The sequence below is a fragment of the Bradyrhizobium erythrophlei genome, assembly GCF_900129425.1.
In the GTDB taxonomy this organism is placed as follows: domain Bacteria; phylum Pseudomonadota; class Alphaproteobacteria; order Rhizobiales; family Xanthobacteraceae; genus Bradyrhizobium; species Bradyrhizobium erythrophlei_C.
This window is the reverse complement of the sequence record NZ_LT670817.1, coordinates 1,082,340-1,104,515: the sequence shown is the minus strand read 5'-3', so window position 1 is coordinate 1,104,515 and position 22,176 is coordinate 1,082,340. Positions and strand designations below refer to the sequence as shown.

The window sequence follows — 22,176 nt, the reverse complement described above, 5'->3', positions numbered from 1 at the left end:
CATTCCGCGGACATATCTTGATCCGAAAAATCAGGCTGTCGCGTGCCTGGCTGTGCAGCATGGCTCAGGTGGAGCTTTTGGAGGCGACGGGATCATGAACCCGCGGCGATCTGCGACAGTGGCGCTGGCGTTGTGCGGAACGCTCGGTCTCGCGGGGTGGATCGTCGCCTGGCTTGCTGGCTTCGGTTCGGCCGGCATCGAGAACACCGGTGCAGTGCCAATCGAGGACCGCGCAAAATCTCTCACCGCCAACGCCGAGCTCGCGGGTCCACCACAGGCAACCGCAGTGGGCAGCGCCGCTGTCGCCAACACCGATGTGGCAACGGCCGCCGAATCGGTGACGGGAATGGCTACCGGCAAGATGGCGGCCTCATATGAGCCTGAATCGATCGTCGAGGCCGCGTTGCCCGATCCGTCGCAGATGCTGCCGGCCGATCCACCGCCCGTGCAGGCGGCGACAGCGAACCCATCTGACGCGGTGCCAAACGACGTCAAGGATACTCTGGACTCTGTCGAAATTCTCGACGAGTGCCTGGTAGCGGAGATCTGCATCGACCGATACCTGTGGGCGATCTACCAACGGACGCCCAAGGAGGACACCATCAAGGTGGAGGAGCGGAGGAGAGTGACGGTCAAGAAGAGGCGCAAAAAGGTGACTGTCACCAAAAGCTTTACCAGGCTCGTCGATGAGGACTTCACGTGGAAGGATTCGAAGGCGGCGGAAAAAGCCGGCATGCCGATGATGGACTACGTGATCGGAGGCATGGATCGGAGCTTCAAGCTGAAGCTCTTCCATACGCTTCACGCGGCGGAGCAGGCGGGGCTGTCGCCTGGCATAACCAGCGCGTTCCGCGATGACTACCGTCAATCGATCGCAAGCGGCCTGAAGGCGGCGACTGACAGGTCATACCATGGCGGGAGCTTCCGCGGCGGCTATGGCCACGGCCTTGCGGCCGATGTCGTGAGCGTCAATGGCGCGACACGGGCACGGCGATGGGTCTCCACTGAAAGCTTGTGGAAATGGATCGATGCGCACGGAACGGAGTTTGGAATCGGGCGACCGTATCTCGACAGAGATCCGCCGCATCTGGCACCGATCGACGGCAAAGAATATGCCGCTCACCAGCGCGGGACAAAAGTTCAACATGCGGAATCGCATATGAAGAAGCGCAACCGGCTGGCTGCGCGGCACGATCACAGCGTGGCGAAATCGAAGAAACACAAGATGGTTGCGCTTCAACGCAGTTAGATTGAGTCGCAGCAGGGCGCGCAAGGAGCTTCCCGCAAAGTCCTCGACGTGTGCCCGAGCTTTTTCGGCGACTGCCATGCCGGGAGCAGCGACATTGGACGCGGCTCCCGGTCACGGCTCGCCAGGTTTATTCGGCCGCAATTGTGTGCACGGTCCCGCCTTGACCTCGGCTTGCGAACACGAAGCCCTCGTAGCCCTTCTCGGCGACCTCGGCGCACTTCCGGCGGTATCCGCCGACCCCTTCCGGGCCGAGGTAGGGCAGGAAGCGGCGCGCCTTGCCGGCGATGTTGGCTCCCATGTACCAGGAATTGGCAACCGGCATCAGCGTCGCGTTCACGACCTCGGCGACATGGGCGCCCCACGCGTCCTGCGCCTGCGGGCTCGCCTCGATCGTTGCAAGCTTGTTTCTTCGCATGTGGGCGATGCATTCGGTGATCCACTCGACGTGCTGTTCGATCGATACCGGCATATTCGACAGCACCGAGGGGCTCTGCGGGCCGGTGATCGTAAACAGGTTCGGGTACCCGGCGATAGCCAGGCCGAGATAGGTCTGCGGGCCGTCCTCCCACTCCTGCGCCAGCGCCCGGCCTCCGCGCCCCCTGATGCCAAGCTTCTTCAGCGGGCCGGTCAGCGCGTCGAAGCCGGTGGCGACGACGATAATGTCGAGCGGGTACTCCCTGCCGCCGGCGCGAATGCCGTTCGGCGTGATCTCCTCGATCGGGCCGTCGGCGGTCGCATCCACGAGCTCCACGTTCTTCTTGTTGAAGGTCTCAAAGTAGTTGGTGTCCAGTGGCTGGCGCTTGGTGCCATAGGGGTAAGTCTTGGGGATCAGCTTCTCGGCGGTCACGGGGTCGTTGACGATGGAGCGGATCTTGCGCTTGAGGTAGTCGGCAATGACATCGTTTGCCTCCTTGGAGAAAAACATGTCCTGGTAGTTGGCGAGCCAGAAGGAGAAGCCGCCGGCGTCCCACATCTTGTCGAACTCCTGCTCGCGTTCCTCGGGCGTCGTCTCGAGCACCGCCTTCGGTATGAAGTTCAGATCGAAGCCGAAGAACGAGTCCTTGATGCGCTTGCGGACTCCGTCGTAATCGGCCTTGCGCGCCCTGGTCAACTCGGGATCGACACGCCCGTTGCGCGCAGGTACGCAGAAGTTGGGCGTGCGCTGGAACACCGTGAGGTGCTTGGCCTGTTGCGCGATCTCCGGGATCGCCTGCACCGCCGTGGCGCCTGTGCCGATGACGCCGACACGCTTGGCGGTGAAGTCAACGCCGTCGTGCGGCCATTGGCTGGTGTGGTAAAGCTTGCCCGCAAACGAACTCAGCCCCTTGATCGGCGGCATGTTGGCGGTCGACAGGGCGCCGACCGCGCTGATGACGTAGCGCGCTGTGACGACGTCGCCTTTGTCGGTGCGCACCGTCCAGAGCTCGCTCTCGTCGTCGAAGACGGCCTCGACAACGCGCTTGCCGAACTGGATGTCGGGCTTGAGGTCGAAGCGCTCGGCGCAATGCTCGAGGTAGCGCAGAATTTCGTCCTGCTCCGGATAGCGCTCGGACCAGCTCCATTCCTGCAGCAGGTTCTTGTCGAAGGTGTAACAGTAGATGTAGCTGTCGGAGTCGCAGCGCGCGCCGGGATAGCGATTCCAGTACCAGGTGCCGCCGACGCCATCGCCGGCCTCGAACACGGTGACGTTCAATTCGAGCTTGTCGCGCAGCGAATGCAGCATGTACATGCCCGAGAAGCCGGCGCCGATGATGACCGCGTCGAAGTCGGGTTTCCCGCCAGAGCCTTGCGACTGAACTTGCACATTCGTCATGACATTCCTCCCGTTGTGAAATTCTCCGTGCATCTTCGGTTCAATTGTCTTGCCAATCCGGTTTTGCGCCGGGCGCGGCTGCGCCAGCGCCAGTCAGCCGGCGCAAACGGCAGAGAAGTCGATCTCTGCCGTTAGCATCGCAAAGCGCATCACCGCATCGCTCGCCAGCACTACGCTGCCGCGCGTGCCTCACCGGTCGCATAGGCGGCCGTCTCGAAATCCACGTAGCCGCCGAACGAAGTCGGGTCGCCAAACGGCAGGATCTGGGTCGCCCAATACCCGCCGAACCCGTTCTTTCGGTCGATCCAGAAGAACGTATTGGCGAGCCCGGCCCAGCCGATCGCTCCGGCGGGCCGGCCCGTCGGCGCATCCTCGTCGTTGACCATGAAGGTGTAGCTCCAGGATTTCTTCAGGCCGGGGAAGAACTCGGCATCGTTCGAAAGGGTCGCAATGACACCGGGCAGCATCGTGACCGCCTGGTCCGCTCGCAAGCCGTTGCGGACAGCGGCCTCGACTGTCTCTTTCTTGAGCACGCGGCCGCCCAGCCCGGCACCGTCGTTCAGCCACATGCGGATGAACTTCATGTATTCGCCGATCGAGGCGTAGAGTCCGTGGCCGCCCATGTGCACTTCCGGATCAGGAGGTAATTGCAGATCGGGAAGCGGGGTCAGCGAGCCATCGCTTTCGCGCTGGTGGATGACGGCGAGGCGGGCGCGCATCGAGGGGGTCAGCGAAAAGGTGATGTCCTCCATGCCGAGCGGCGCAAAGATCCGCTCCGCCATCACCTCGCCGAGGCGCTGGCCGCGGATGCTCTCGACGATCTGGCCGCACCAGTCGATGTTACTGCCATATTCCCATTTGTCGCCGGGGTCGAACAGGAGCGGCGTCTGCAGTGATGCCTTCGAGCAAGTGATCACGCTTGGCTGGCCGTGTTCCTGCGCCATGCGCAGGTAATTGGCGTTGAAGAAGTCGTAGCCGAGGCCGGCGGTGTGCAGCATCAACATGCGGGTAGTGATGTCGCGCTTCGGCGCCCGCAGCTTCGGCTTGCCGTCGGCGTCGAACCCGTCGAGCACCTCGAGCTTGCCGATGTCGGGGACGTAGGTTTTGGCCGGCGCATCCAGGTCGAGCTTGCCGTCCTCGACGCATTGCAGGACCGCCGTTCCGGTGATTGCCTTTGTCGTCGAGAAGATGGCGAAGACGGTGTCGGTCGTCATTGCCTGACCGGCGCCAAGCATACGCTCGCCGGCAACGCCTTCGTAGATGTTGGCCGAGCGGTCCGTGATCATCGCCACCACGCCCGGAACACGGTCCTTAACGGTTGCGACCTTCTGCAAAATTCCGTCGCATGTGCTTCTCAAGTTGTTACTCATCGCCGTTTCTCCATTGAAGTTGGACAAGTTCCATCCTGTTTCTTCTCGACAGGCCGCTGGCAGTCCGCATGCAACGATGTCAAACGTGGTAACGTATTGAAGTGGGCTCCAGTCGGCGAAGCCGAGGTATTCAGCGGGAGTGTGCTGGAACAGCATCTCGTGGTTGAAAAAGGTTCTCCGCTTCCGGTTTGCACGACGTTTCCAAGTTCATGATGCCGGTCTTGATGTCGCCGGGTGGTCTCAACGCCGCTTGCGCGATCGCAAATTCTACCGCGGTCGTAGCAGCGGTTGCGAATAACGTTTTCATCATGATTTAGCTCCAGGTCAGTATCGAATTTCGACCGAGCGTCGGCCAGACTAGACCGATTTTTTGAGGCCGGCTATGCATTTTCCCAATCGGCATTCGAAAGCGCCGAGAACGCCTTTGCTGAGGCATGTCAGCAATTCTGACACTTGATCCATCCTCCAAATCGTATCGTGGCCCTTACCACAGGGCGCATTCTCGTCGGCTTAGACCGTTGGTTGCTCATCGCTGCATCCACCCATGATCGGGTTGGACGGCGATATCCGCTTCCGGCACATCGCTACATTACGCTGCGCTGCAAATATGGGTCGCTGTCGGGGCATATCGGACATCGAAGCCGTACCACTCAACTTGATTTAGGTACGCGCCTCAAGTTTAGCGTCCGGGCTGGATCTCAAGCCTCGCTCAACTCGCCTTCTTTTCCGCATTTGGAAAGAACAGCTGCTGGCCGTCGATCTTGTAGCCGGCGATCACAGCCTGGCCTTCCCCGCAGATCAGCCAGTCGACGAAGGTCTGGCCGAGTTCTTTCTTGACGGACGGAAATTTTTCCGGGTTCACCAGCATGACGCCGTATTGATTGAACAGCCGCTTGTCGCCCTCGACGATGATGTCGAGATCGCGGCGGTTCTTGAACGATATCCAGGTACCGCGGTCGGACAGGACGTAGGCGTTCATCGCGCCCGCGGTGTTGAGCGCCGCTCCCATGCCCTGCCCGATCTCGCGATACCAGGGACCTTTGCTGGCCGATATATCGATGCCGGCCTGTTTCCATAGCGCGAGTTCCGCCGAATGCGTGCCCGACCGGTCGCCGCGCGAGACGAATGGTGCCGCCTTGGCTTTTATCGTCTGCAGGGCAGTCTCGATGTCCTTGCCCTTGATGCCGGCCGGATCGCCCTTCGGTCCGAGAAGGACAAAATCGTTGTACATCACGTCGAAACGCTTGACGCCAAAACCCTCGGCGAGGAATTTTTCTTCCTGCGCCTTGGCGTGGACGAACACGACGTCGGCGTCGCCCCGCCGCGCGGTGTCGAGCGCCTGGCCGGTGCCTTGCGCGATCACCTTCACGTCGATGCCGGTTTTGGCCTTGAAGATCGGCAACAGATAGCCGAACAGCCCGGAATCCTGCGTCGATGTCGTCGACGCCACCACGATCGATCGGTCCTGCGCCATCGCAGGCGCGTAACCGGCGATGGCGCCGAGGCAAAGCGCCATTACCACGGACAACAAACGGTTCGGCATGGTGCTCTCCTGTCGATTCAAATCACGAGATCGCCGCGCACAAAGGCGGCGGCTTCCGGTGTCGCTGGGTGGTCGAGAAAATCCGCCGCGGCGCCCTGCTCGCACAGCGCGCCGCGGACCAGAAAAATCACATCTCCCGCGAGCCGGCGGAGCTGGCCGAGATCGTGCGAGGCCATCACGATCTTGATGCCGGACTGCGCCGCCGCCAGCACGATCTCTTCGACGCTGCGGGTCGCCGCGGGATCGAGATTGGCGGTGGGCTCGTCGAGCAGCAGGATTTCCGGATCGCGTGCCAGAGCGCGCGCCAGCGCCAGCCGCTGCTGTTCGCCGCCCGAAAGCCGTCGCGCCGGCCGCTGCGCCAGATCGGCAAGGCCAACGCTCTCAAGCAATCCGGCGATACGCTGCGCGCGCCGGTTGCGCGGAATACCGGCCTGCGCCAGCGCGTATGCGACGTTGGCGGCGGCGGTCCTGCGCAACATCACCGGACGCTGAAACAGGATCGCGCGGCGCAGCGGTGCGCGGTCGGCCCGGCCGCCCCAGGTCACGCGCCCGCTCGATGGCGCCGCGAGCCCCATGCACACCCGCAGCAGGTTGGTCTTCCCGGCGCCGTTCGGCCCGACGATCAGCGTCGGCGCGCCGGGCGTTATCGTCAGGCTCAGACGGTTGAGAATCGTGGTGGCGCCCGCCTGCAACGAGACCTGATCGAGAACCAAAGGAAGATCGCTGATGGGTGCGCGCATCGTCAGCCCGCGTGCCGCTCGGACCAGACCCGGGTGCCCCATGCGGCGGCGTTGATCGCAAGCACGATCGCGACAAGAATGAGCCCCAGTCCCATCGCCAGCGGCAGATTGCCCTTGGAGGTCTCCAGCGAGATCGCCGTGGTCATGGTGCGGGTAAAGCCGTCGATATTGCCGCCGACGATCATGACCGCGCCGACCTCGGCCGCGGCGCGACCAAAGCCCGCCAGCAGCGCCGTGACCAGGCTGTAGCGCGCATCCCACAGCAGCGTCATCATCCGGCTGGCCGGACCGACATCCATCGCGGTCAGTTCGTCGCGATACTCGGCCCAGAGGTCTTCGACGGTCTGTCGCGTCAGCGCCGCGATGATCGGGACGATCAGGATGGTCTGGGCGATCACCATCGCCGATGGCGTGAACAGAATGCCGAGTTCCCCGAGCGGCCCGGACCGCGACAGCAAAAGATAAACCGCCAGTCCAACCACCACCGGCGGCAATCCCATCAAGGCATTGAGCAGCACCACCAAAACCGACCGCCCGGGAAACCGGGTCAGCGCCAGCAGCGCACCGAGCGGCATGCCTGCGATGGCGGCCAGCGCGACCGCGGAAAGGCTGACCGCTAGCGAAAGCCCCACGATCGCAAACAGCGCGGCATCGCCAGTGATGATCAGTTGCCAGGCGCTGAGTTGGCTCGACATCTCCGCCTCCGCCCGCTTGGTGCGGCAAGAATTACACAACTGTCAATTGATTGAATACAAGCATAAAAATATGCATACAAATGCAGATGGAGTTTTTGACCACCAGCGAGGCTGCTGATTATGTGCGGCTTGGCGAGCGCAAGCTCTATGAACTGGTGACATCAGGCGCGATCCCCTGCAGCAAGGTGGCCGGCAAGTGGCTGTTTCCACGTCACGAGCTGGATCTCTGGATACTTTCAGGGCTGGTGCGGCCGGCCGGCATGGTTGCTGCGGACCCTCCGCCCATCGTCGGCGGCAGCCAGGACGATCTGCTGGAATGGGCCTTGCGCGAATCCGGCTCCGGTCTCGCGTCGCTGACCGAAGGCACCGCGCGCGGCGTCGAGCGCCTGCGACAGGGCGAGGTGATCGCTGCGGCCGTCCATTTCCACAGCGAGGCCGATTCGGCCTCCGACGCCAATGTCTCGGCCGTACGTGCCACACCGGGACTGCATGACGCCGTGCTGGTCGGACTGGCGCGGCGCGAACAGGGCCTTCTGCTGCCCCCCGGCAATCCGAAACAACTGCACAGCATGGCCGACGTTCTTGCGTCCGGCGCACAGATGGCGGTCAGGCAGCCCGGCGCCGGGGCGCAGATGCTGCTCGAAGTGTTGCTGGCGCGCGCCGGCGCCGGTCATAAGGAACTGCGCCGGCTCGATCCGCCCTGCCTCACCGGTCCCGATCTGGCAGCCACGATCCGCGCCGGCAACGCCGACTGCGGCATCGCCACCCGTGCCGCGGCCAAGTCGGCGGGGCTCGATTTTGTACCGCTGCTGTCGGAGAACTTCGATCTGCTGATGCGGCAGCGCAGCTATTTCAAGCCGTCGATTCAGGCGCTGGTCGGCTTTCTGGGGCAGAAACGACTGAAGCAGCGCGCCGCCGAGCTCAGCGGTTACGATCCGGCGCCCGCCGGCCAAATCCGGTTCGCGGCTTGATCGGCTTGGTTTGACGGCGGCTCTAGATAATTGCAAGAACAGCGGCCGGCTGAGCTAAGCTCCCGGCCAAGCAATACGGCCAATGCGCCTGATCGCAATGGGAGGACATCTGTGATTTCAGCCAGAACCATATCCGTGCTCGGGGCGTTCGCGGCCGCGATGCTGTCGTCGCCGGCCGCCCTGGCCCAAATCTCCGACGACATGGTCAAGATCGGCGTTCTCACCGACATGAACGGGCCGGCGTCGACGCCCACCGGCCAGGGCTCGGTGACCGCCGCGCAAATGGCGGTGGACGATTTCGGCGGCAAGGTGCTGGGCAAGCCGATCAGCGTGATCGTCGGCGACCATCAGGACAAGCCCGATATCGGCGCCGGCATCGCGCGGCGCTGGTACGACACCGAACAGGTCGACCTGATCGTCGACGTGCCGGTATCGGCGGTCGGGCTCGCGGTGCAGAACATCGCCAACGAAAAGAAGAAGATGTTCATCGCGCATTCGACCGGGGCAGCCGATTTCCACGGCAAGTTCTGTTCGCCCTATGCGATCCAGTGGGTGTTCGACACCCGCGCGCTCGCGGTCGGCACCGCACAGGAGGTGGTCAAGCGCGGCGGCGACAGCTGGTTCTTCATCACCGACGACTATGCGTTCGGCCACTCGCTGGAAAAAGACGCCTCCGCCGTGATCCTCAAGAACGGCGGCAAGGTGATCGGCGCGGTGCGGCCGCCGTTCGCCACCCCCGATTTGTCGTCGTTCATCCTGCAGGCCCAGGCCTCCAAGGCCAAGATCATCGGCATCGCCGGTGGCCCGCCCAACAACATCAACGAGATCAAGACCGCCGGCGAATTCGGCGTCTTGAAGGGTGGCCAGCAGATGGCCGCGCTGCTGGCGCTGATCACCGATATTCATTCGCTCGGTCTTCCGGCCGCGCAGGGCCTGATGCTGACGACCTCGTTCTACTGGGACATGGACGACAAGACCCGCGAATGGTCGAAGCGTTACTTCGCCAAGATGAACCGGATGCCGACGATGTGGCAGGCCGGCGTCTATTCCTCGGTCGTGCACTACCTCAACGCCGTCAAGGACAGCGGCACCGACGAGCCGCTCAAGGTGGCGGCGAAGATGCGCGAGAAGCCGATCGAGGATTTCTTTGCCCGCAACGGCAGACTGCGCGAGGACAATCTGATGGTTCACGACCTCATGCTGGTCGAGGTCAAGAAGCCGGAAGAGTCCAAATATCCGTGGGACTATTACAAGGTCCTCGCGAAGATTCCGGGCGAGGACGCGTTCGGCCCGCCCGATCCGGCGTGTCCGATGGTGAAGAAGTGAAGTGAGCGAATGGCGAGTGGCGAATAGCGAATCATTTTCTACTCGCTACTCGCTATTCGCCTCTTTACTTCACCACCCCAATCTCCCGCAGATACCTGAGCACGCCGGGATGGATCAGATCGAGGCTCGGCGCCGCGGCGACCGTGTTCGCGGCGGTGGTCTCGCAGGCCTGCGCGAGTTTGGCACACAGCGCGGTTTCGGCGCCATGCAGCGTGCGCGCCAGCCGGTAAGCGACGTCGTCGGGCAAACTCGCGCGCGCCAGTACAAAACTCCATGAGCCGACCGAATTGATCGGACTGTTCTGGCCGGGATAGCTGCCGGCCGGCACGGTCAGCGGCTTGAGAAACGCATGTTTGGCCCTGATGTACGCGATCTCGTCGGCGTCGGGCGCGATAAACCGGGCGCCGCCGGGGCTTGCCGCCACGGCCCCAAATCCGGGCCAGCCGATGCCGGCGCCCCACAGCGCGGCTACGCGCCCATCGAGCACCATCGCCGGGCCGTCACCGGCATGGTCGAGATAGATCGCCTTGAAATCCTCGTCCTGCTTTAGTCCGAGCCCATCCAGCATGTAGCGTGACAGGATCGGAAGACCGGATCCCTTCGCACCGAACGCGATCGGCTTGCCGACGAGATCGCGAATGGTCTTGTACGGGCTGTCCGCGCGCACCACGAACATGCCCGGGTTCGAATAGATCGCGGTCAGGATCTTGACGTTGGTGCGAGGCCGCCCGATCCCCATGAAGGCTTCGTAAGAAGGCTCGCCCGCGACCAGGCCGATATCGAGCTCGCCCTTCTCCAGCAGCGGAATATTCTCGTTGCTGCCCTTGGTGTTGCGCGGCTCGATCAGAAGCGTCGGATCGGCCGCATTCATGATTTCGGCAAAGTTGTTGCCGTAGAGCGGGAAACCGCCGCCCGGCGTCGCCGTGCCCAGCTTAATCGTGGTCTTTTGAATGGCCTCGCCTCCCTGTTGCGCCGCAGCGCTGCCCGCCAGCAACAGGACGCCGGCGCAAACGACCCGAGCGATATTCATTGACTGCCCTCAAGCAACTGACGTGCGGACCAGGGGAAGATAGTCGGCAAACGGCAATGTAGGCAAATTCCGATTTGTATGAAAGCATGTGCGAACGGGCTCAAAAAAACATTTTGGAGGAAGCGTTTCATGACTGGATTAGGGCGCGCGGCGATAACGGGGCTGGTCTGCCTTCTGGGCCTTATGGCCGGCATCGCGCCGTCATCGGCGGCCGATTATCCGAACCGCCCGGTGCGGTGGCTGATCGGTTTCGCCGCCGGCGGCCCGGTCGATATCGTGGCGCGGATCATGAGCCAGTGGCTGTCGGAGCATTTCGGCCAGCAGTTCGTGGTGGAAAATCGCGCCGGCTCCGGCGGCAATATCGCCGCGGGAGCCGCAATCAATTCGCCGCCGGACGGTTACACGCTGCTGTTCGTCGCGCCCAACAACGCGATCTCGACCTCGCTCTACAAGCATTTGTCCTATGATTTCATGCGCGACACTGTGCCGGTCGCCAGCATCATGCAGCTGACCAACATGCTCGTGGTGTCGAACGCCATGCCGGTCAAAACCGTCCAGGAGTTCATCGACTACTGCAAGGCCAATCCGGGCAAGGTTTCCTATGCCTCGTCGGGCTACGGCACCTCGGTGCACATGTCCGGCGAATTGTTCAAGGCAATGACCAAATGCGAGATGGTGCACGTGCCCTATCGCGGATCGGCGATCGCCTTTCCCGACATCATTTCCAACAAGGTGCAGCTGATCTTCGACAATTTGCCGTCGGCGCTGGAACAGTCGCGCGCCGGCACCGTGCGCGCGCTCGGCGTCACCTCGCCGCAGCGCTGGCCCGGAGTCCCGGATGTCCCCGCCATCGCCGAGACCGTGCCGGGATTCGAGTCGGTCGGGTTCTACGGCATCTCCGCGCCCAGGGGCACGCCGCCCGAGATCGTCGATATCCTCAACAAGGCGGTCGGCGAGGCGCTGAAGGATCCCAAGCTGGTCGCGCGGCTGACCGATGCCGGCGGCATCCCGAAGCCGATGACGCCGGCCGAGTTCGGCAAGCTGATTTCCGACGAAACCGACAAGTGGCGCAAGGTGGTGGAGTTTGCCGGGGTGTCGGTGGAGTGAGCGTTGCTTTGATATGTCATTCCGGGGCGCGCGAAGCGCGAACCCGGAATCTCGAGATTCCCCGATGCGCAATTGCGCATCTGAGGTCTGGTCCTTCGGACCATCCCGGAATGACGATGACTAACGTCCACTAACGTCGAATTACCGATCGGCAGCCCGGCATTGCCGGATCGCGAGCCGCATTGTAAGGGGTGTCGGCACCGTTGCCTGGCGCTTGCGCGCCAGTTCCGGCGGGGCCTGTAGCTCAATGGTTAGAGCCGGCCGCTCATAACGGTCTGGTTGCAGGTTCGAGTCCTGCCGGGCCCACCACGTTCGCTGGATGTGTACCGATGCCCAACCCGCTTCAGGCAATCTTGGATCTTCTTTGCCGCCCAATTCTCGGCGGGCTGCACCACCAATATGTCCGGATTTGATTGTCGACAGGCACAACACCGCCTCGCCGAGCACGACAACGTGGTCAAGGCATTCCCGTCGGATCGAACCGATCAGGCGTTCGGCGTATCCGTTTTGCCATGGGGAACGCGGCGATGTCGGCTGATCGCGAATGCCCATTGATCGAATCCGCCGGATGAAAACTTCACCATACGCGCCATCCCGATCGCGGATCCAGATAGCGGGGAAGCTGTTCCCATCCGCAGGCTTCTGTCATCTGGTTTGCGATCCATTCCGCCAAACGCTTGATCAAATAAATAAAGCTTTGTGTCTTTTGAGTCACACGATGCCCAGAAATATGTTGACACCTTTCATTTCTGATGCGAGCTCCGCGGAGTCAGGTTACCATCACCGCTGGCTTCTGGGCCTCTAGAGGTGTCAGCACGGGTGAGCGCTGGCATCTTTTTCGGAAGTCGGGGAATTGGGCAGAGAGCAATCAACGCATCTCTCGTCCTGCTTGGGCTGTGACACGCTGCTGGAAGCCGCCCCCGCTTTGGCGTTCCGCGTTGTTAATATTGCCGGTTCGAGTCGAGCGCCTGTCCGATAGCTCGCGACGGCGCTGTGATACTCAAATCAAAACGGTTTTCTTGGGAGGGGCTATGAACTTCCCGCAGCAGATGGCAAGTACCATCAACCGTTTATGCGCAGTATGTGCGTTTTCTGCGCTGACGTTGGCATGGTCGCACGCTAGAGCGGACGAAACCACGAACGCTCTGCTCGATCTGCTGAAGGCGAAGGGAGCTATCACTCCCTCGGAATACGATAATATCAAAGCGCGCCAACAGGTCGAAGCGAAAAATAGCGCTCAAAAACTGCAGGCCGCGGAAACAAGAGCCCGCGAAGCGGAAGCTAAGGCTCGCGAAGCGGAGGCGAAGCTCCGCGCAGTGGAAGCCGCGCCCAAGCCTGCGACCGGTCGCAATGCGGTGGCGCAAGCCAATGGCCAGCCGGCGTCGAACAATACTCTGACGGAGGCCCAAACGCGCGCAATGACGTTGAGCGCGGCCGACGAAGCGGTACCGACGAAAGCGCTCAAGTCTCCGGTCGAATACGTGACCGTTCTTCCTAATTGCATCGGCATTCGCGTCGGTGAAGTGGATATCTGCACCAAGGGCGACCTCGACTTCTTCGGTGTAGAAAATTTCCCGGACAAGAACCCTGCTGCGCCGACTATCACGGGCGGCTTGGCCAACGCCGATCCACATAACGCCGCTGCCATCCGGGCCGGCTTGTTGCCGAGTTCAATTCAACTCAGCCTTGCCACCCATCAAGCGGGCATGGATATCGGCGCCTATTTGGGTGTTTATACCGCCGGCAACGATGTGTTTCCCCAGGCCGCAAATGCCAACAGCAGCGGCTCGCCGATCGGTCTCGGTACCCCGGGCATCGACTTTCGCCAGTTCTATGGCACGATTGGGACCCCCACCTGGGGCACGGTCAAGGTCGGTCGCGACATCGGCCTCTTCGCTTCCGATGCCATCCTCAACGATCTTACTCTGTTCGGCGTTGGGTCGGTGCCAGACAACGCCGCGCCCAGCAACACCTCGCTTGGCCGGATCGGACTTGGCTATATCTACGCCGATTGGATTCCTCAGATCACCTACAAAAGTCCGACCATCGGCGGGTTCACGGGCTATGTTAGTGTGATGACGCCATTAGACACACACGCCACGAACCCATTTTTTGCGGCGGTTACGGCAACAGGCTCCGGCTGCACCGCCGTCCCCTGCCTCGTGAGCGCCTCGAGCGGCGACCCGACGACCAACGCGCTGTTCACCGGACATGATGCGCCTATGGTCCAGGGCAAGCTGTCATACGTGAACGCCTTTTCGCCTGATACCAAGCTGACTCTTTCAACCAGCGGGCTTTGGCAGAGGCAGCTGGCTGACTGCACGGGTGCCAACTTGTCTGGCGGACTTTGTGTGTTGAATCCCGTCGTAACTGGTTCGGGTTTAGCTTCACCAGTATTGAATCCCAATGCTGTCGTCGACTCTTGGGCCGTGGACGGGTTCGCCATGCTCGACCTGTGGGGATGGAATTTCGTCGCCTACGGCTACACCGGCAAAGCCGTCGGCACCACGGGTCTCTTCTTCAACGGAATCGATGCATTTGGCGATGCTCGCAGGTCCGACGGCGGATACTTGCAGGCTGCCTATACGTTTAACAACGTTCTCACTGTTGGCGGCAGCTGGGGCGTGAGCCGCTTAGAAACGGCCAATGCAGTCGACAACACCTTCGTGTTCGAGCAATGCACATCAACAGGCCCGCTAGGTTCACCAATGCCGCCAAACACATCGGCAGGGACAAGTTGCCTCGTCAAAGACAACTCGTCCTGGATCGGCTTCGCCCGCTACAAGCTGACGAAGTGGGTCAACCTGCAGGCTGAGTACGTCTACACGACAGCCGAAAACCAGATCGGTCAAAGAATCCACAACAGCGCGATTGTGGCCGGAACTACTTTCTTCTGGTGACCCTGAACCCCGTGGACCGGCGGGGAAGTTGCCGAACGGCTTCTTCCACGCCTTTTTTGCTCGAGCGCAATGCTTTACTAGCGACAGGCGGGCACGCCCATGTTGATGAGATCTTGCCCGGTCAATCGGGTGAATGAGACGCGATAGCCAGCCCCGCTGTCCTTGAGATAGTGCTGGACGCCGGGTGATTTCGTCTCCGAAATGAGGATATCGGCCGCCAATCGGTTGAGCTGGCCGGTGCTTGCATTGACGGGGGCATGGATGTCGATGACTGCGTCTGGATAAAAGCGCGAATTGGTCACCACCGCTTGCCAAAAGCAGCGCGACTCACAAACACCCCGTATCGGGTAGGGCTTTTGCTTCAGCATCTCGTCGATGGGAAGTTTCCGCCAAGATCGCAAGGCCGAATGCCGCCACAAGGATCACCGTTCGCGGCATTTTCGGGAATGCCGTTGGCGGCCATCGCCGAACAAGGTGCCAAAACTGTGCAAATGCCGACAGGTAGCCAGCGCCCAATCATCGTTCTCAAACTCGTTGGTTGATGGGATCCGATCGCAGCACGCCAATTGATCCTTGAAAGGATGTCATCCAAATCGCGCCGCCGCGACGAGTAGACTCTACTTGGTCGCCCGAATGGGGACTAACAGGCGCGTGTAATAGTTGTTCACGCGGCATTGCCGATAATCGGGCGAAGTGCGCGGTCCGTAGATGCGGCACCAGGCATCATCGTAGCCTGCGAGAGCTTGCGCCGGCCAATGATCCTGGACCTGCCAAATGTACGAGGTGGCGAAAGTCTGCGGCGGACAAAGCCCCTGCCAAGCACAGCCGTGGCGGTCGCATTGCCACACACGATGGCACCATGAGGATGCGTTCGGCGGCGTCGGCCACGGTGGAAATCCGGGACTGAACAAGCCACTCTCGTCAGCCCGCGCGGCGTCTGTCGACGAAGCGGTGTTGACAAGGGCAAATGCGATGGCAAGCATGAGATAACGCCAATTCAACATGGCAGCCTCCGATTTCAGACATGAAGTATAACATCATGAAGGGCTGTGGCGTGGTGAACATCAAAAAACTTGCTGAAGCGAACGTAGCGAAGCGGCGGGAAACTGATGCGGTGCCCAGTTCGACTTCCTTTAGGGTCTAGCGACCCTGGGTAGTATCGGCGCTGTTCTGTTGGGGCAAAGCAGAACCCGATAAGACCTGCGCATCCGCATCCATGATGTGATGCAGTCCGTCGCAGGTGTTCACGCGTGACGGGTTGGCAGCAAGACAATTTCGATATTCCGCCACCGCTCGACTATTATCTTGGCCAACTGCACTCTGGGCGCTGGGCGGTTGTCGATCTGTTTTCGGCCGCGGGCAGCGCTCGAGGCAGAGATTTTAACGTTGCTGCAACAGATCATTGTTCTGCGACGAACTGCCCCCAAGAAACACACTTTTGGGCCATCGACCGATTGGTGTTCGTTGGTCTCTATCGCCTTCCCTCGTGTTCTTGATGCGCTTGCGATTGTTAGGCCCGGGGACCGTAATCAGATGGCACCGTGCGGGTTTCCGTTTGCACTGGAGTTTGCACTGGCGCTCGAAGTCGCGACCTCGTGGTGGTCGGCCGCCAGTTCCGCTGGAAATACGCAGACTGATCCGCGAGATGAGCACCGCCAACCCACTTTGGGGAGCGCCACGGATCCATGGAGAGCTACTCAAGCTCGACATCGCGATCGGACAGACGAGCGTGGCTAAATATATGGCCAAGCGGAGAGGTCCGGCGTCCCAAGGGTGGAAGACGTTCCTCCGCAATCATGCCGACGGCATCGCCGCGATCAATCTGTTCGGCCGCGGGGTCGTAGAAATGCGGCACCTTATCGCAGCAGCGCGTTGGTAGACCGATGAATGCAACATTGCGAGCGGCTCGACGGTCCGAAGGCCCAAGAAAAGCCGGAAGAATACGGTATTAACCAAAATTTAAACTAAGCTTCCCATCGGAACGCACGAATTGACAGCGCTCTAACCTAGATTTTATGGAGATTTTCGCATATAATTGTAACGATATATTTCGGGTGTGACGTATGAACATATGGCAACGCGGGAAACCGCCCGATGACCGAAGTTCGGTTTCGCGCGATCTTTTGCAGTCCGCAATCACAGAGGCTGTCAAGAAGGCCGACCTCGGTTGCGAGGCTTTCGCGGGCGTGGTCATCAAGCGTGAAACCCCCAAGTCGCGTCTCGACGCGAACTGGGCCGTCCGTGGTGTTCGGTTCGGCAGAGCTGATCGGGACAAGGCCGGTCAAGCGTTGGAGACGATCGTAGAGCGGGCGCAACACTATTTCAGTCTTGCCGAGGACGATCCTGGTCCGCAGGAAAGCCCGGCGTCTAAATCCGAACCTTGAATCCGCCGTTGATAGCCGTCGCAAGGCGTCAAGAACACTGATCCGGGCTTCTTTCCGATCGAAGACGCCGGCAAAACTGATGAGATCCCTAAATTCTGCGATTTATTACATCCGCAAGCTTTTTCGCAGCTAATTTCGGTAGCTTCCGCATAAGGGGTCTGAAGGCTATTTGCGAGTAAGAGGCGATGGCCTCATATCGTTCCGGATGGACGACATCGATCGGCATCTCCGCAATGTGATTCAAATTCAGATGGCTTTTTATGCGCGATGTCAGATCGTGCCGTTCGCGTCTCACGTACAATAGCATGTTCTGTCTGTACCACACGGAGACATCCTGTCTTTGCCAAATTTGCGATCTAAACGGATCAAAGCAATGGTACCCTTGGGAATCGAACAGACTTACCCAATATGACTGCCAGCGCTCATTGATGTGTCTGAAACCTCCTTGAAAAGGGATTGCCGCGCCGAACAAAACTACGTCACTGTGCTTTGTCAAATTCTCGATGAACTGGATGGAATATTCCGAGGCGACATGCTCTGCGACCTCGAGGCTTATGGCGACGTCGAACCGTTGGCCGAGATCAAAAGGCTTCGCCAGGTCTTGCACCGTAAAACAACGCTGGGGGATCAAAAGGCGGCTTTGGTCAGTCCATGCGCCGTCAACCCCGCAAATTGAGCGCACGCCGGATGACTCGAAACAAGCAAGCCAACGCCCATCCCCGCAACCGACGTCCAATACAGAACTAACATCAATGATCGATTTTAGAAGCGGGACAATAACGTTGGCGGAGGCGATCGTTTGGTCGCCATGGGTCTTGTGCCACTCAAATTCATACATACGATCACCTCCAGAAAAAGTGCGGAGCTGGTGATGGTAACAATAGATGTCGCGGCTACGAGCTGATTGGGACACTCATTTACGCCGTTTACGGCGTTGGAAGTCAATATGAAGCAACCTTAGTGCTTCCAGGTTGACGCACTTTCAGCAGAGTCGAAGACGGCACTTGGCGCATAGCGGGGCAAACGCCAAGCGACGAATGGATCATCACAGTGGAAATGACGGTGGCGCTGTGCGCACTCCTGCGCGATCCGTTGCCCATGCAATAGCGTTCCGGTGCGTCTGATGACACTTTTGCGAAGAAAGTGACTCCCCCGGGACAGCAAAGGGTTTAAATCAAGACCGCTTGTCGGGGTAATTGTCTTGTAATGAAATCTGTCCTGCATGCTGTGTCGGATCGAGCGGGACTTTTAGCAGGAGAGTATGGTCGCAAGGCGAGCACTCGAATGCGCAAATATCGCCGAAGATCGGCCGGAGGGATTGCGGTGCGAGCGACATCGGCCGATCGCAGTGAGGACATCTTGGTGTGGACATGAGGACCGAAGCGAATTGACTAGGGTGAGATCTCCCAACGGGAACGCGGACAACCGCGCAAGGTTCCAAACACCCATCAAAAAGATCGCTTGCCGTTGTTTCCATGCCCGAAGAGGACGTTCCGCAACTCTCGGCTGACGCGCCCTTCCGGTCCGTCAGGAACGTTGAAGCCGTCAACGAATTCCTGTCGAAAGTCCATTGGTTACCGAGCAACACTGGCTTTTGCTCTTAGGCTCCCAACCGGCCCCGGAATTCCGATGCAGGTAGTCGTTCCGTCAGTCTCCCTGGCCGCGACGCTGCAGCCAACGGCTCTTACGGACTGTGTCGAAACGCCGTCTGCGGCAACCTTGTTCAAGCCAGTGTCCGACTCCGAAATCAGCGGACCTCCGACTTGGGGCGCAGCACCGGCGGTTGGCGGCATCATGGCTGGCGGCGGTGCGCCAGTGTCAGGCGGCGTTTGCTGCGCGAACGCCACCGAGGAAACGAGTGCGAGCGACGCCGCGACAGAAAGAGAGATTGATCGCATTGAAGCCTCCTTGCTCCGAAACAATGAATTCCAACGCCAAAGGGTTCCCGCGAGCACCCAAGCGGCGGTTATTCTACCGATGAGAACGCCTTCCTCAAATCTTGCGGTTGCTCAGCGCCACAATAGGTGTCCGCGAAGAACCGCCGCTTGATTTCGTCGGCCTGCCGGATGGCAAGGGACAATATCATGAGCGTCGGGTTAGCATGACCGCTCGTCGGAAAAATCGAGCTGCCGGCGACGAACAGATTGCCAACACCGTGGACCTTGCCCTGGCTGTCGACGACCCCGGTTCGCGGGTCATCAGACATGCGGGTCGTTCCGAAGATGTGCGCCATGTCGACCAGCACGGCATCGTCCGGCCGATCCTGCATGATCCATTCGTCGATAGCCGGCGCAGGCATGCCGGCTTTCGGCAACTCATCATGAAGGAACTGCCCGATCGCCGCCACGCTGCGGCGCTCATTCGCTGAAATCCGCCAATGCGCGGTGACGCGCCGCATTCCGAGGGCATCCGTGCTTTCGGAGAGGACGAGACAATTTTCGCGGTCCGGCGGCTGTTCAACGATGACATGGACGCCCATCCGGTCCAGCCGATGCGGCACGCGCATGCTCAGAAACTCGCGGACAACGAAGCCGGGATTGATTGCCATCAGCAGGTTGACAGTTTTCCGCTTCAGACGCTCCGGGAAGACCGGACTGTAAAACAGTTTGATGGCGAATCCCTTGGCGAGAAGCGGCAAGCTGCAGACCAGGAGCCAGAGGTCGCCGCCGAGATTTGTGGTCTGGAACGTCAAGAGACGTTTGACGGCCCCGAACGGATCCCGCGGGGAAATTTCCGGCAGCACGTACACGGCGGTATTGAGCAGCTTCATCCGGGCCTGGACGGCCGGGGAGAGAGCCAGGCCGTGCATATACATGATGCTGTCGTTTTTCGGAACGATCGAGTAGAAGCCGAGGTACCTGGCGCGCTTGACATCGCTTTTCTTGAAATAGCCGATGCGCCCGCCGGGATGATCCATCAGATATCGGCCGACATTGTCGTAAGTGTTGCCGAGACCGTTCTTCTGCTGTCGGTTGGAATTCAGCAGGATGCGCGCATTTTCAATGCCGCCCGCCGCGAGGACAAAAACCTTCGCCCTCACATGCGACTTCGCACCGTCGATCGTGCTGATTTCGAGACCCGTGACCCTGTCCCCTTCCGTATTGGTGTCGACATGCACGACCGTGGCGTTGATCAGCGTGCGGACGTTGTCGGCGCGCTGCGCTCTGAATTCGTTGGCCAGATTCATGACCGAGACGGCGACCAGGCGCGAGCGGGCAAACTGCCAGAAAAACGACCGCAGCTTCGTGCTGTCCAGCCGCGGCCTTTTGATGTTCTTGCCGATCAGCGGCCACAGTTTTTCATCGTATATGTTGGGGCCGAGGTTCAGGACCTCGGCCGCGCGTTCGATATACGGCTCGAGGCTCGCTCGGCTGAACGGCCAGCCCGAATTCGGCACCCAGTCGCGCTTGGCAAAATCGATATCGTCGAAGGTCGCCGATTTTCCGCCCCAACAGGCCGTCGAGCCGCCGAGCCCCCGGCAGCGAACGCCATAGGGCTGAACGTCCGGATCGAACCAGGGCATGCTTTTCTGATGAAACGTTCTGCGGAAGTTTAAGGATGCCTCCCGTTTCGGATCGTTCAGCCATTCAAGGCGATCGAGTTCGGCATGGACGGGACTCTCGCCATCGAGACCGCTCTCAAGAATGAGGACATCCACCCCGGTGTTCATGAATTCGCGGGCGATGGTCAAACCGGCCGCGCCACCGCCGATGATCGCGACATCCGCCTCGAACAGCGAGCCGGCCGGTCGGGTTTCCAGGTTCTCGATCCTTGTTCCGGCCCCGCGTCGCGGCGATGATCGCCAGTATCGAACCGCGCTGCCGATCCCTTCATCGACGAGACGCTGCCGGTTTGATGCGGGCTGCCACCCCAGTCGGACGCGCGCATGGTCGGAATTGAAAGCCGCTTTCTGGGTGCGGCTTTCCCAGTCATAATAGTATGGCATGCGCGCACGATCGGAATGACGGGTCGCGGCCTTCACGAACCATTTGATCAGGTCGGCGAGGAAGAATTTCCATATCGGGCGATGGACGACTTTGAGGGGTTTGCCTGTCTGCTTTTGCAGTTCGTCCAGATAGTCGCGCGCCGTCAGCAGGGGACGATCGATGAGGTTGAAGGATTCGCCTTCGATGCCGTCGACTTGAAGCGCGCGCACCATTGCGGCAGCGACGTCTGACACCAGGACGAGTGGCAAGGCATTGGTCCCTTCTCCCCACACCTCACAAAGGTCGCCCGAGAAGCGCCCGACAGCTCCGTGAAAAGGAGTCCCTCCTGGACCGATCACAATGCCGGGGCGGACGATGACCAGCGGCAATTGCTGCTGCTTGTACATTTCGGTGAGGATCTGCTCAGCCGCAGCCTTCGAACGCGCGTAGTAGTTGCGCCGCTTGAGATTGCGGTCGAACGGCGTCTTCTCCGTGATTGTTCCTGCATTGGAGCCCGCATAGTAGGAATCGATGGTGCCGGCGAAGACCAGCCGCCTCACGTTGTGAACGATGCAGAGTTCTCCGATCTTGCGCGTCGGCTCGACGTTGTTGCGCCAAAATTCATTCCAAGTCGAACCCCAGACATGGGCGAGATGGACAACGGAGGCGACGTTGCGAAAGGCTGCCTCGAGGTCCGTTTCGTTGAGGATATCGCCGCGGACGATTTCCAGACGATCGTTCTGAATGGAGGCTAGCGCCGCCGCCGGTCCGCGCACCATAACGCGAACACGATAACCCGCCGCGAGGAGATATGGGACGAGCATCTGGCCGATGAAGCCCGCGCCGCCTAGCACCAACACCGTCTCTTCAAAAAGCCGTTCCATGGAAGCTTGCCAATTTAATGGAGAGGCAGCCTAGACGACCGGCAAAATCGCTGGCGCCGCGAAGCAGCACTTCCGTAACAATGCATGAACTTGATCAGGTCGAGAGCTTCGTCCCGTGTAAAATATCAGGAATTGGTCAACAACGGCATAAAAAACGAACTTATAATTCGCACGCACCGGTCCGCTGAACCGAACGAAAAACCGGCACATTTAATGCATAAAAATGGTACGCTGTAAA

Annotated in this window: 15 protein-coding genes, 1 tRNA gene and 1 pseudogene; 6 read left to right on the top strand and 11 right to left on the bottom strand. The window is 60.4% G+C overall.

Annotated features, from left to right (window positions below; all coding sequences use genetic code 11):
• Positions 1-94 precede the first annotated feature (94 nt).
• Positions 95-1,249 (top strand): peptidase M15, encoded by a 1,155-nt coding sequence (locus tag B5527_RS45685; protein WP_079600349.1) that lies wholly within the window; start codon positions 95-97, stop codon positions 1,247-1,249.
• 127 nt (positions 1,250-1,376) lie between these two features.
• Here the strand turns inward: B5527_RS45685 and B5527_RS05265 are convergent, their stop codons facing one another.
• From B5527_RS05265 to B5527_RS05245, 6 genes are all read right to left on the bottom strand, one after another.
• Positions 1,377-3,062: a flavin-containing monooxygenase gene (locus B5527_RS05265; RefSeq protein ID WP_079600347.1), complete on the bottom strand. Its 1,686-nt coding sequence runs from the start codon at positions 3,060-3,062 to the stop codon at positions 1,377-1,379.
• A gap of 170 nt (positions 3,063-3,232) precedes the next feature.
• The gene (locus B5527_RS05260) at positions 3,233-4,432 is read right to left on the bottom strand and encodes a serine hydrolase domain-containing protein (protein WP_079600345.1); all 1,200 of its coding nucleotides are present in this window, start codon (positions 4,430-4,432) and stop codon (positions 3,233-3,235) included.
• Positions 4,433-4,562: 130 nt separating this feature from the next.
• A complete protein-coding gene (locus B5527_RS43465) occupies positions 4,563-4,742 on the bottom strand; it encodes a hypothetical protein (RefSeq protein WP_154072027.1) in 180 nt (59 codons plus the stop codon).
• Between the two features lie 399 nt (positions 4,743-5,141).
• Entirely contained in the window at positions 5,142-5,948 is an 807-nt protein-coding gene (locus tag B5527_RS05255) for a substrate-binding domain-containing protein (RefSeq protein ID WP_154072835.1), read from the bottom strand.
• A 44-nt stretch (positions 5,949-5,992) separates the two neighbouring features.
• Positions 5,993-6,715, bottom strand: coding sequence for an energy-coupling factor ABC transporter ATP-binding protein (locus tag B5527_RS05250; RefSeq protein WP_079607086.1), 723 nt, complete (start codon positions 6,713-6,715; stop codon positions 5,993-5,995).
• A 2-nt stretch (positions 6,716-6,717) separates the two neighbouring features.
• The gene (locus B5527_RS05245; RefSeq protein ID WP_079600341.1) at positions 6,718-7,410 is read right to left on the bottom strand and encodes an ABC transporter permease; all 693 of its coding nucleotides are present in this window, start codon (positions 7,408-7,410) and stop codon (positions 6,718-6,720) included.
• A gap of 86 nt (positions 7,411-7,496) precedes the next feature.
• Here B5527_RS05245 and B5527_RS05240 point away from each other — a divergent pair, with 86 nt between their 5' ends.
• Positions 7,497-8,381, top strand: a complete 885-nt coding sequence (locus B5527_RS05240) for a helix-turn-helix transcriptional regulator (protein ID WP_079607085.1) — start codon at positions 7,497-7,499, stop codon at positions 8,379-8,381.
• Positions 8,382-8,540: 159 nt separating this feature from the next.
• Positions 8,541-9,707, top strand: coding sequence for an ABC transporter substrate-binding protein (locus B5527_RS05235; RefSeq protein WP_079607084.1), 1,167 nt, complete (start codon positions 8,541-8,543; stop codon positions 9,705-9,707).
• 64 nt (positions 9,708-9,771) lie between these two features.
• On the opposite strand, the gene B5527_RS05230 is transcribed toward B5527_RS05235, so the two are convergent.
• Positions 9,772-10,737 carry a TAXI family TRAP transporter solute-binding subunit gene (locus B5527_RS05230; RefSeq protein ID WP_079600340.1) on the bottom strand — a complete coding sequence of 322 codons (966 nt, stop codon included), beginning with the start codon at positions 10,735-10,737 and terminating at the stop codon, positions 9,772-9,774.
• 129 nt (positions 10,738-10,866) lie between these two features.
• Here B5527_RS05230 and B5527_RS05225 point away from each other — a divergent pair, with 129 nt between their 5' ends.
• Together B5527_RS05225 and B5527_RS05220 are read left to right on the top strand one after the other, a co-directional pair.
• Positions 10,867-11,844, top strand: coding sequence for a Bug family tripartite tricarboxylate transporter substrate binding protein (locus B5527_RS05225; protein ID WP_079607083.1), 978 nt, complete (start codon positions 10,867-10,869; stop codon positions 11,842-11,844).
• 233 nt (positions 11,845-12,077) lie between these two features.
• Positions 12,078-12,153, top strand: a tRNA-Ile gene (locus B5527_RS05220).
• A 189-nt stretch (positions 12,154-12,342) separates the two neighbouring features.
• Here the strand turns inward: B5527_RS05220 and B5527_RS47530 are convergent.
• Positions 12,343-12,396 (bottom strand): annotated as a pseudogene (locus B5527_RS47530) (transposase); the annotation flags it as partial.
• 479 nt (positions 12,397-12,875) lie between these two features.
• Between B5527_RS47530 and B5527_RS05215 the strand changes: the two are divergent.
• Entirely contained in the window at positions 12,876-14,744 is a 1,869-nt protein-coding gene (locus tag B5527_RS05215) for a hypothetical protein (protein WP_079600339.1), read from the top strand.
• 77 nt (positions 14,745-14,821) lie between these two features.
• On the opposite strand, the gene B5527_RS05210 is transcribed toward B5527_RS05215, so the two are convergent.
• The 3 genes from B5527_RS05210 to B5527_RS05185 all read right to left on the bottom strand — a co-directional run bounded on the left by B5527_RS05210 (position 14,822) and on the right by B5527_RS05185 (position 21,938).
• Positions 14,822-15,112 carry a hypothetical protein gene (locus B5527_RS05210; protein ID WP_079600337.1) on the bottom strand — a complete coding sequence of 97 codons (291 nt, stop codon included), beginning with the start codon at positions 15,110-15,112 and terminating at the stop codon, positions 14,822-14,824.
• 2,104 nt (positions 15,113-17,216) lie between these two features.
• Positions 17,217-17,966 (bottom strand): class I SAM-dependent methyltransferase, encoded by a 750-nt coding sequence (locus tag B5527_RS05190; protein ID WP_079600332.1) that lies wholly within the window; start codon positions 17,964-17,966, stop codon positions 17,217-17,219.
• 1,128 nt (positions 17,967-19,094) lie between these two features.
• Complete coding sequence (locus B5527_RS05185; protein WP_079600330.1) at positions 19,095-21,938, bottom strand: NAD-dependent epimerase/dehydratase family protein; 2,844 nt, start codon at positions 21,936-21,938, stop codon at positions 19,095-19,097.
• Positions 21,939-22,176: the final 238 nt, after the last annotated feature.

Coding starts and splice junctions, on each gene's coding strand:
- B5527_RS45685 (WP_079600349.1), top strand. CDS start 95: ATGAACCCGCGGCGATCTGCGACAGTGGCGCTGGCGTTGTGCGGAACG.
- B5527_RS05265 (WP_079600347.1), bottom strand. CDS start 3,062: ATGACGAATGTGCAAGTTCAGTCGCAAGGCTCTGGCGGGAAACCCGAC.
- B5527_RS05260 (WP_079600345.1), bottom strand. CDS start 4,432: ATGAGTAACAACTTGAGAAGCACATGCGACGGAATTTTGCAGAAGGTC.
- B5527_RS43465 (WP_154072027.1), bottom strand. CDS start 4,742: ATGATGAAAACGTTATTCGCAACCGCTGCTACGACCGCGGTAGAATTT.
- B5527_RS05255 (WP_154072835.1), bottom strand. CDS start 5,948: ATGGCGCTTTGCCTCGGCGCCATCGCCGGTTACGCGCCTGCGATGGCG.
- B5527_RS05250 (WP_079607086.1), bottom strand. CDS start 6,715: ATGCGCGCACCCATCAGCGATCTTCCTTTGGTTCTCGATCAGGTCTCG.
- B5527_RS05245 (WP_079600341.1), bottom strand. CDS start 7,410: ATGTCGAGCCAACTCAGCGCCTGGCAACTGATCATCACTGGCGATGCC.
- B5527_RS05240 (WP_079607085.1), top strand. CDS start 7,497: ATGGAGTTTTTGACCACCAGCGAGGCTGCTGATTATGTGCGGCTTGGC.
- B5527_RS05235 (WP_079607084.1), top strand. CDS start 8,541: ATGCTGTCGTCGCCGGCCGCCCTGGCCCAAATCTCCGACGACATGGTC.
- B5527_RS05230 (WP_079600340.1), bottom strand. CDS start 10,737: ATGAATATCGCTCGGGTCGTTTGCGCCGGCGTCCTGTTGCTGGCGGGC.
- B5527_RS05225 (WP_079607083.1), top strand. CDS start 10,867: ATGACTGGATTAGGGCGCGCGGCGATAACGGGGCTGGTCTGCCTTCTG.
- B5527_RS05215 (WP_079600339.1), top strand. CDS start 12,876: ATGAACTTCCCGCAGCAGATGGCAAGTACCATCAACCGTTTATGCGCA.
- B5527_RS05210 (WP_079600337.1), bottom strand. CDS start 15,112: ATGCTGAAGCAAAAGCCCTACCCGATACGGGGTGTTTGTGAGTCGCGC.
- B5527_RS05190 (WP_079600332.1), bottom strand. CDS start 17,966: ATGTATGAATTTGAGTGGCACAAGACCCATGGCGACCAAACGATCGCC.
- B5527_RS05185 (WP_079600330.1), bottom strand. CDS start 21,938: ATGGAACGGCTTTTTGAAGAGACGGTGTTGGTGCTAGGCGGCGCGGGC.